Origin of the sequence: Flavobacterium sp., assembly GCF_046155325.1 — a bacterium.
GTDB lineage: Bacteria > Bacteroidota > Bacteroidia > Flavobacteriales > Flavobacteriaceae > Flavobacterium.
The window spans coordinates 19,104-29,379 of the sequence record NZ_JBJXDQ010000114.1 but is presented as its reverse complement, the minus strand read 5'-3'; the positions used below and the strand labels follow the sequence as shown (position 1 = coordinate 29,379).

The window sequence follows — 10,276 nt, the reverse complement described above, 5'->3', positions numbered from 1 at the left end:
GAATTCAAAAACGTGATTGACTTGGTTTTGTATGTTTTTGGTTCATTAGGATTCGAAAATTTTACGGCACAGATTTCGTTACGTGATCAAGAAAACAGGGAGAAATATATTGGTTCAGATGAAAATTGGGAAAAAGCAGAAAATGCGATAATCAATGCTGCAGCTGACAAAGGATTAAAAACCGTTGTTGCTTATGGCGAAGCCGCTTTTTATGGTCCAAAATTAGATTTCATGGTAAAAGATGCTCTTGGAAGACAATGGCAATTAGGAACTATTCAGGTAGATTACAACTTACCCGAGCGTTTCGAATTGACCTACAAAGGTTCTGACGATCAATTGCACACACCGGTTATGATTCACCGAGCACCTTTTGGGTCTATGGAACGTTTTATAGCTATTTTGATAGAACATACTGCTGGAAAATTCCCACTTTGGTTGATGCCAGAACAGGCAATAATTTTGTGTTTGAGCGATAAATATGAAATATATGCGAAAAAAGTTTTAAATCTGCTGGAAAATCACGAAATTCGCGCCCTTATTGACAACAGAAATGAGTCAATCGGCAGGAAAATTAGAGATGCAGAGATGCAGAAAACCCCGTTTATGTTGATTGTAGGCGAGGAAGAAGAGAAAAACGGAACTATATCCATACGTCGTCACGGACAAGAAGGAAAAGGCAATGTTAGCGTAACAATTGAGGAATTTGCTGCAATTGTAAACGAAGAAATAGGCAAAACATTAAAAGTATTTACAGTTTAACTTAAAATATAAAGTCATAGCAATAAGAAGCAATAGAGGTTATCAACCTCGAGTAGAGAAAAAAGATGCCCATAGAATAAACAACCTTATTCGTGGTGTGCAAGAAGTAAGACTTGTGGGTGAAAATATCGAGCCAGGAGTTTTTAAACTTTCAGAAGCGTTACGCTTAGCAGATGAATTCGAATTAGACCTTGTCGAGATTTCGCCAAATGCAGAGCCACCTGTTTGCAAAATAATGGACTATAAAAAGTTCGTCTACATGCAAAAGAAACGTGAGAAAGAGCTTAAAGCAAAATCTACCCAAATTGTAGTGAAAGAAATTCGTTTTGGTCCTCAAACTGACGAACACGATTATGATTTTAAAAGAAAAAATGCTGAAAAATTCCTGAAAGAAGGTTCAAAATTGAAAGCGTTTGTTTTCTTTAAAGGACGTTCGATCATCTATAAAGATCAAGGTCAAATCTTGTTATTAAGATTGGCTACCGATCTAGAAGAATTTGGAAAAGTAGAAGCCATGCCCGTTCTCGAAGGAAAGAGAATGATTATGTTTATTGCTCCGAAGAAGAAAAAATAAATATTTGCAATAAGCAATAAGCTAAAAGCAATAAGCCGAGTTAATAATAGCTTTGCTTAATGCCTAAAGCCTAAAGCTTAACGCTTTTTAAAAATAAGTAAGTAAGAATAAATTAAAACACTAGGAAAAAATGCCTAAAATGAAAACCAAATCTAGCGCCAAGAAACGATTTAAAGTTACTGGTACTGGGAAGATTAAAAGAAAGCATGCTTTTAAAAGTCATATTTTGACTAAAAAATCTAAAAAACGTAAATTAGCTTTGACACACTCAGCGCTAGTTCACAAAACAGATATGAAAAGCATCAAACAACAATTAAGAATTATCTAAAAAAGCTATAGGCTTTAGGCATAAAGCTTAAAGCATATTGCAAAAGAATTCTTTAGGTTAAAAACAATTTAAAATAACCTTGGAGTATGGCCTTTAAGTTCCCTTGATTAAATTCGGGACGCCAGCTACAAAAAAAAAGTAAAAATTATGCCAAGATCGGTAAATTCAGTTGCTAAAAGAGCACGAAGAAAAAAAATAATGAAGCAAGCCAAAGGTTTCTTTGGTCGTCGTAAAAACGTTTGGACAGTTGCTAAAAATGCGGTAGAGAAAGCAATGTGCTACGCTTACCGTGATAGAAAAGTGAACAAAAGAAATTTCCGTGCTTTATGGATTCAACGTATCAACGCTGGAGCTAGATTGGAAGGAATGTCTTATTCACAACTAATGGGAAAAATCAAAAAAAACAACATCGAATTGAACCGTAAAGTTCTTGCCGATTTAGCAATGAATCACCCAGTAGCTTTTAAAGCAATACTTAATAAAGTAAAATAAACGTTTTATCAACCCAATTTAAGATTACTTACTTATATAGAAACCCAATTAGCCACGGCGAATTGGGTTTTTTGTTTTTATCATACCTTCAAAAAAATTGGGCATATTGTATTTAAAAAAAAAAACATTAAGAATACCTTTCTATTCATATATTTATGTAATTTGGCCGAATGGCATGTAAAAATTTACATATACTTATTTTTAGTCTCCTGTTATCGATGCTTTTAGCGCTACAATCTTGCGAAAAAAAACAGCAAACCGTTCCCAAAAAGAAAACGGATTTAACTGAAATAAATCGTCTTATTGATCTTGGATATAATGGTTTTGATGAAGGAAAATATGATAGTGCCTACTATTATTTTAATAAAGCCAAAAATTTAGCTATTGTTGCAAAAGACACTTCTAGAATACTCCATTCGTTTACATGGATGGCAGACGTTGAAATAGATCTAGGGGATTATAATAGTTCTGAGGCTACCGCTATAGAAGCTTTACCGTATTTGAAAAACAGTAATAAATATCCTTACGGAACATGGAATGTTTATAATGTGCTTGGAAATAATGCTGTATTAAAATTTGACTACAAAAATGCTCTTTATTATTTCACAAAAATATTATATTTAAAAAAAGATGATTTAGAACTACAAGCGTGTGCAAAAAACAATATTTCCATAATATATATGGGTTTGAAAGATTACAGGAAAGCCATACAAATTTTATTGCCTCTAACCTTAAAAAAAAATATTATCACCAATAAAGATGATTATGCCGTAATTCTCGATAATTTAGGATACTCCTATTTTAAATTAGGCAATTCGAAAGCCCTTCATTACTTATTGCAATCATTAAAATTAAATAAACAACTAAAAAACGATAGACTTCTTATCACAAATTATATTAATCTTTCAGAATATTACCAAAAAACTAATACCGTCTTATCTAAAAACTATGCAGAAATAGCCTATAAAAAAGCAACTCAAGTTAAAATGATTGATGATCGATTGAAAAGTTTGAAATTATTAATAGAAGTCAACACTGGAAATCAATCCAAAAAATATGCTTTAGACTACATCCGAATCAACGACAGTATTACTAGAGCTAGGCAAATCGCCAAAAATCAGTTTGCCAAAATGAAATACGATTTCAAGCAAGAGAGAGAAGAAAATAATACACTTAAAATAGAAAAAGCCAAAAGCGAGATTCAGTTAGAACACCAAAAAAACAGAATCATAATGCTATTCTGTTTAATGACTACGGCTATAATAATCACCTTATTGATCATTAATTTTTTAAATTGTAAAAGGAAAAAGGAAAAAATACAAACCTCCATAGATACCGAAAATCGAATTTCAAAAAAACTACATGATGAAGTGGCCAATGACGTGTTTAAAACAATGAATTTTGCCGAATCACAGGATTTATCTTCCCCTCAAAACAAAGAAATATTACTATCAAATTTAGACACCATATATTCACTTACCCGAAACATTTCCCGAGAAAATAGTCCTATTCTCAAAGAAACAGAATTTGAAACCGAAATCAAAGAATTAATATCCGGATTTAATTCCGCTACTGTTAACATTTTAACAAACGGCTTAGAACAAATTGATTGGAAATCGTTAGACTACGTCAAAAAAATAATAGTGTACCGTGTGTTACAGGAACTGCTAATCAATATGAAAAAACACAGTAATTGTAGTTTAGTTATGATAATTTTTAAAAAAAATAAAAATAATTTAGAAATAAATTACAGTGATAACGGGGCCGGAGCGCCATTAGAAAAAATAATTCAAGGAAATGGACTCCAAAATGTGAGAAACCGTATTCTTGACGTTAAAGGAAATATTACTTTTGAATCCGAACCCAACAAAGGATTCAAATCCAATATTGTAATACCTCTTTAAAAAATAGTATTATGTTTAATAAAGCATTAGTGGTCGAAGATTTTGACAGTGTTAGTACCACAATGATAAACGCAGTAAAAGAACTCTCGATTCCTGAAATTCTCTTGGCTAAATATTGTGACGAAGCCTATTTAAAAATCCAAAAAGCGCTCTTAAATGAAAAGCCTTTTGACTTATTAATTTGTGATTTATCATTCAAAAATGATTTTCGCGAAAATAAATTAAACTCAGGCGAAGAATTGATAGCGGCCATAAAAATAGTGCAACCGGATATAAAAATTGTAGTTTTTTCGATCGAAGACAAGTCATTCAAGATAAAATCCCTTTTTAGTGATTATGGTATCAATGCATATATATCCAAAGGAAGAAACAGTATTCCAGAACTTCAAAAAGCTATTCAAGGTATTTACAACGTTAACACAAAGATGCTTTCTACCGAATTATCCCATGTATTAAGCAAAAAATCACTTCTGGAAATTGAAGCATACGATATTGAACTCTTGAAATTAATATCCAAGGGGTTAATGATGGTAGAAATTGCTTCAGAATTTAAAACTAAAGGAATCACTCCTAACGGCAGCTCGAGTCTCGAAAAACGTGTCAATAAGCTTAAAACATACTTCAAAGCTAATAATAACGTACATCTTATAGCCATTGCAAAAGATTTAGGTTTGGTGTAATTTTAGATTACAGGTGGTAGATTGCACATAGCAAGTTACAAAATACAGATTGTAAATTTATTTTTTTGAGTTTTTTAAAAATTATTTCCTTTTTTTTATTTTTTTTTTGCTCTTTACGGTTGCCCGTAAGAAATAGCTTTTTATTAGTTTTATATTTGAAAAAATTGAAAGAAAACAGACATGAAGCGATACCCAGTAAATGAACGCAACATAGTTTAAGTGGGTTACGATGAAATAAACGAAGTACTCGAAATAGAATTTAAGCTACAAGCTATTCATCACTATTTTGGTGTGCCTTTAAATGAATTTGTTGCGCTTATGAAAACTTCAGAAATTAAAACTCATTATTTTGAGAGTGTGTATTGTAAATATCATTATAATGTTTACTAGTTGTTCTTCTCAAAAAAGCTATTCCTATAATAAGGGAAGTAAATAAAAATTGGTAACATAAATAAACAATTAGTTCAAAATATAAAAAATGAAACTATTTTATATCAAAAGCTTTCCCAATCGTTATGGAGGCTACTAAATGCATGAAGAAGGTTGTAAATAAATACCAAATTTTATGAATAGGAAGTTTTTAGACTATTTGCCTTCAACAAAAATGCGATTGAGCAGGTAAAAAAACTATTAAAATGCTTATCTCCATAAAAAAAATTTAACAGAAAAATATTCCGAAAAACAATGAAATTTTTTTTTCTAAATAAAAGCAAAAAAGATAATGATTCAGAGTTTGAAAACATTAAACCTCATATGTCTAGGGGTATCAAAACTGAGAAACAAAAAAATGGTTACAAAAGACATTCCCATAGAAATGGCATGCTGCAGGGTGGGTATTATAGTCACTCAACTGAATCTTCAAAATCAAATTCATGTTTATTAATTCTTATCGGTTACGCTATAATAGGATATTTATTATATGAAATTTTAAAATAGACTTGACGAGCCCTGAAATAATGATGAAAGAAAAAAAACTAACAAAAGCAAGGTGTTTAAGGAAAAAAACCTGGCTATGCGTAATAGCAGCTGGAGTATTTACCACTCTAATCCTAATTAAAGGGAGTGTTGGACTAAGAGAGTATATATTTATTTGTATCGGAGCAATAGTATTAACGGTAATTTATTTAAAGATGTATGCCTTTATAAAAGAGCTTGAAAAAAAGCCATGAATAGAAATAGTCGAGCAAGATATTTATATTGAAAAACAAGAATTCAGGTGTTTTACAGAATCTTAAAGAGTATCAAATCTATTTTAATAAATCAGAAAACATCTTTGAATAAAAAATGTAAAAATGGTCAATGTCTTGCTTCTGAATTTGATAATATTTTTTATAATATCTCAAAAACCAAAGTTCGAAATACTGGAATTATTCGTTTTTACAAAAATTTTAATTCCTTAAATGAAGCAATAAAAATTTCGGATAATATTCCTATTTGGGTTAAATTTTAGTTGATACAAAACTACGTTTTTTGTTTTTTCTTCCTCGCTGCAGGAAACAACACATTATTTAATATTAATCTATAGCCTGGCGAATTAGCATGTAAATCTAAAATCGTAGCTGCATCTCCTACTCGATGCTGATAATCTTCGGGATCATGACCTCCATAAAAAGTGAACATTCCTTTGCCTTTTTCGCCATGTATATATCGTGCTTCTCCGTTGAGTTCACATGTACCCATTACTAAAACGTTAGTCTTAATTAAAGAAGCATCAAAAGCTGTAGTTTGACCCATAAATCCTTTTACCAATTGGGTATGATTTTGACAAAGCATACTCGGAATTGGATCCCATTTTGCTGAAAATTCCATTAAGGTGAAATAATCTTTTTCCATTGGAATTTTTCGTTTTTCGGTCATGTCTATATCCGAAAATTCATAATGTTCTGGTTTTCGATCTAATATAAAATCTTTAAATGCAAATGAACTATTATAATTTACTTTTGATTGAAAATTTCCCTCACTGGCATCGCCATCAAACATGGTCTCACAAATATCTACCCCATCGGCTGCTAAGGCAATATCAAAACTATCCGTTGCCGAACACATGGCAAACATAAATCCACCTCCAATAACAAAATCCCTAATTTTTTTGGCAACTGCACCTTTCTCTTCAGAAACTTTTTTATACCCTAATTTTACTGCTAAGGCTTCTGAATCTTTCTTTTGATCCATATACCATGGTGAGTTTCTATTAGATCCATAAAATTTTCCATACTGACCTGTAAAATCCTCATGATGCAAATGCAACCAATCATAAAGTAATAATTGGTCACTTAAAACTTCCTCATCATAAATGGGTGTAAAAGGAATTTCGGAATAGGTTAAAACCAAGGTTACAGCATCATCCCAAGGCTGTTTACCTTTGGGAGTATAAACAGCAATTTTGGGTGCTTTTTCGAGAATGACCGTCTCCATATTTTGAGAAGGACTTGAAATTTCTTCCAAAATTTGATTCGTTTCGCTATCACTTAAAACTTCAAAACTCACGCCTCGAATTTGACATTCTTTACGAATTTCGGGAGCATCAGGAAACAAAAATGATCCGCCACGGTAATTGAGTAACCAACTGGCTTTGAATTTATTTTCAATACACCAATAGGTTATTCCGTATGCTTTAAGGTGATTTTGCTGCGTGGTTTCATCCATAGGCAGCAAAATAAAAGACGCTTTAGTTGAAAATGAAAATAAAATTATAAAAACAAGGAATAACTTTTTTAATGGCATTTTGATGATTTTATTTCAAAGATAGTAGTTTTTATTATTTCAATGGACTAAAAAAAATTCGCTGAAAAGCGAATTTTAAAATATAATTAAAACGGCATGTCATAATCTTCAGCCTCATTCAAATTACTGCCAAAAGCTTCGTTGGGTGAAGGAAGATTTTTAGTTTGAAATGGATTGTCATCATGATTCATCTTAGATGGTAAATCATCATAACTACCACTATAATCTTCAAGATTATCAAATTTACCTAGATTTCCAATAAATTTTAATCTAATGCTATCAAGAGAACCATTTCTGTGTTTAGCAATAATAAATTCGGCTTGACCAGCGGTTGGCGATTGGTCTTCGTCGTCCCATTCATCAATTTTATAATATTCAGGTCTATAAATGAAGGATACAATATCGGCATCCTGTTCAATAGCACCCGATTCACGAAGGTCAGACAACAAAGGTCTTTTGCTAGAACCTCGAGTTTCTACGGCACGAGATAATTGTGATAAGGCAATTACAGGAATACTAAGCTCTTTTGCCAATGCTTTTAGATTTCTTGAAATGGTTGAAATTTCTTGTTCTCTGTTTCCACCACCTTTACCACCGTTTCCACCAGCTGTCATTAATTGCAAATAATCAACTATGATTAATTTTATTCCATGTTGAGATGCTAATCGTCTTGCCTTAGCTCTTAAATCAAAGATAGAAAGCGAAGGGGAGTCATCTATAAAAAGAGGGGCTTTTTCTAGGTTTTTAACTTTAATACTTAATTGCTCCCACTCGTGTTTTTCAAGTTTTCCGGTTCTTAACTTTTCTGAAGACAAACCAGTTTCAGACGAAATTAATCTTGTAATCAACTGAACCGAAGACATTTCTAAAGAAAATAAAGCTACGGGTTTTCCAAAGTCAATTGCAATATTTCTTGCCATCGAAAGTACAAATGCAGTCTTTCCCATACCCGGTCTAGCTGCAATAATTATTAAATCACTAGGTTGCCAACCCGAAGTTATTTTATCTAATTTCTCAAATCCGGTTGCGATACCACTTAATCCTTCTTGTTTCGCAATTTCTTCGATTCTTTTTTTGGCCTGTAGCACCAAACTTTGAGCTGTTTCGGAACTCCGTTTTATATTTCCTTGGGTAACTTCATATAGCTTGGATTCGGCTTTGTCCAATAAATCAAAAACATCGGTAGTTTCATCATAGGATTCTTCAATAATATCGGAAGATATACGAATCAGACTACGTTGAATATATTTTTGAAGAATTATTCTAGAGTGAAATTCGATATGGGCAGAAGATGCAATTTTTTGGGTGAGTTGAATTAGATAAAAATCCCCTCCTGCTAGGTCTAATTTTGCATTTTTTCGTAACTGAGCCGAAACGGTTAATAAGTCAATAGGTTGGGTATCGGTAAAGAGCTCAACAATAGCCTCAAAAATATATTTATGAGCTTCTTTATAAAAAGCATCCGGTTGCAAAATATCAATTACCTCATCTACCCCTTTTTTGTCAATCATCATAGCACCAAGCACAGCCTCTTCAAGATCGATAACTTGTGGAGGTAATTTCCCTTTTTCGAGGTTGATAATGGTTGTTTTATCTATTTTAATAGGGCTTATATTCCTGATATTTTCCATCTTACGAAAGTAGTGAAAAATTAAAAAAATAAACTAGAGAGTTGTTACAAAAATTTGTTTAAAACTATCTTTTTTTTGTTAATAACCCAAAAAAAATCCGAAGCAGTAAGGCTTCGGATTATTGTTTTTTTTTGTAAGATATTACTCTTTAAACTCTCCCATGTTACTGTATTTATCCATTCTTTGAGCAATCAAATCTTGTGTTGATAAGTCTTTTAGTTCATTGTAAGCTTTGATTACATATTGCTCTACAGTTTTAAAAGCATTTTCTCTATCAAAATGAGCTCCTCCTAATGGTTCTGGGATAATATCATCTACTAATTTTTGTCTTTTCATGTCTGAAGACGTAAGTTTCAACGCTTCGGCCGCTTGCTCTTTGTAATCCCAACTTTTCCATAAAATTGAAGAACATGATTCTGGTGAAATTACAGAATACCAAGTATTTTCCATCATATATACCCTATCACCTACTCCAATACCTAAGGCACCACCAGATGCACCTTCACCAACAATAACAACAATGATAGGTACTTTTAAACGAATCATTTCAAATATATTTCTTGCAATGGCTTCTCCTTGACCGCGCTCTTCTGCTTCAATTCCTGGAAAAGCTCCAGGAGTATCTATTAATGACAAAACTGGAACTCCAAATTTCTCAGCCATTTTCATTAAACGCAAAGCTTTTCTATAACCTTCGGGATTTGCCATACCAAAATTTCTATACTGGCGTGTTTTGGTATTATAGCCTTTTTGTTGTCCAATAATCATAAATGACTGTCCATCAATCTTACCTAAACCTCCTATCATCGCTTTGTCGTCTTTAAAACCTCTATCACCGTGAAGCTCCAAAAAGGTATCACCACAAAGTGCATGAATATGGTCTAAGGTATATGGTCTATTGGGATGCCTCGACAACTGAACTCGTTGCCAAGCAGTTAGGTTTTTATAGATTTGTTTTTTTGTTTCTTCTAATTTTTTGTTGATTTGTTTACATGTGGTAGTCATATCAACATTGGATTCTTGTCCAATAACAACACATTTATCTAACTGATCTTCTAGTTCTTTTATTGGAAGCTCAAAATCTAAATATTCCATGAATTTTCGGTTTTTGTTTTATTGATTTGAAATGCAAATATAAATTTAAAAATTAGGATAATTGCCGTTTGCTAACTAAATGTAAATTT

The 10,276-nt window shown here is 32.1% G+C and carries 10 protein-coding genes; 7 read left to right on the top strand and 3 right to left on the bottom strand.

The genetic code is table 11. The annotated features are described in order from the left end of the window. The 7 genes from ACKVOD_RS07920 to ACKVOD_RS07890 form a co-directional block, all read left to right on the top strand. Window positions 1–759 (top strand): His/Gly/Thr/Pro-type tRNA ligase C-terminal domain-containing protein (locus ACKVOD_RS07920; RefSeq protein WP_409208929.1); only part of this gene is annotated, 759 nt, incomplete at its 5' end. Window positions 760–775: 16 nt separating this feature from the next. Continuing rightward, complete coding sequence (gene infC / locus ACKVOD_RS07915) at window positions 776–1,333, top strand: translation initiation factor IF-3 (RefSeq protein ID WP_409208930.1); 558 nt, start codon at window positions 776–778, stop codon at window positions 1,331–1,333. A gap of 130 nt (window positions 1,334–1,463) precedes the next feature. After that, window positions 1,464–1,661: a 50S ribosomal protein L35 gene (rpmI, locus tag ACKVOD_RS07910; protein ID WP_143392054.1), complete on the top strand. Its 198-nt coding sequence runs from the start codon at window positions 1,464–1,466 to the stop codon at window positions 1,659–1,661. A 147-nt stretch (window positions 1,662–1,808) separates the two neighbouring features. Continuing rightward, window positions 1,809–2,153, top strand: a complete 345-nt coding sequence (rplT, locus tag ACKVOD_RS07905) for a 50S ribosomal protein L20 (protein WP_116724643.1) — start codon at window positions 1,809–1,811, stop codon at window positions 2,151–2,153. Between the two features lie 170 nt (window positions 2,154–2,323). After that, the gene (locus ACKVOD_RS07900) at window positions 2,324–4,057 is read left to right on the top strand and encodes an ATP-binding protein (protein WP_409208928.1); all 1,734 of its coding nucleotides are present in this window, start codon (window positions 2,324–2,326) and stop codon (window positions 4,055–4,057) included. Between the two features lie 11 nt (window positions 4,058–4,068). Further along, window positions 4,069–4,737 (top strand): response regulator, encoded by a 669-nt coding sequence (locus ACKVOD_RS07895; protein ID WP_409208927.1) that lies wholly within the window; start codon window positions 4,069–4,071, stop codon window positions 4,735–4,737. Between the two features lie 219 nt (window positions 4,738–4,956). Further along, complete coding sequence (locus ACKVOD_RS07890) at window positions 4,957–5,127, top strand: KTSC domain-containing protein (RefSeq protein WP_409208926.1); 171 nt, start codon at window positions 4,957–4,959, stop codon at window positions 5,125–5,127. 1,071 nt (window positions 5,128–6,198) lie between these two features. Here ACKVOD_RS07890 and ACKVOD_RS07885 read toward each other — a convergent pair. From ACKVOD_RS07885 to ACKVOD_RS07875, 3 genes are all read right to left on the bottom strand, one after another. Then, window positions 6,199–7,461 carry an asparagine synthetase B gene (locus ACKVOD_RS07885; RefSeq protein ID WP_409208925.1) on the bottom strand — a complete coding sequence of 421 codons (1,263 nt, stop codon included), beginning with the start codon at window positions 7,459–7,461 and terminating at the stop codon, window positions 6,199–6,201. Window positions 7,462–7,547: 86 nt separating this feature from the next. Then, on the bottom strand, window positions 7,548–9,092 hold the full coding sequence (gene dnaB, locus ACKVOD_RS07880; protein ID WP_409208924.1) for a replicative DNA helicase: 1,545 nt from the start codon (window positions 9,090–9,092) through the stop codon (window positions 7,548–7,550). A 141-nt stretch (window positions 9,093–9,233) separates the two neighbouring features. Further along, the gene (locus ACKVOD_RS07875; protein ID WP_409208923.1) at window positions 9,234–10,187 is read right to left on the bottom strand and encodes an acetyl-CoA carboxylase carboxyltransferase subunit alpha; all 954 of its coding nucleotides are present in this window, start codon (window positions 10,185–10,187) and stop codon (window positions 9,234–9,236) included. Window positions 10,188–10,276: the final 89 nt, after the last annotated feature.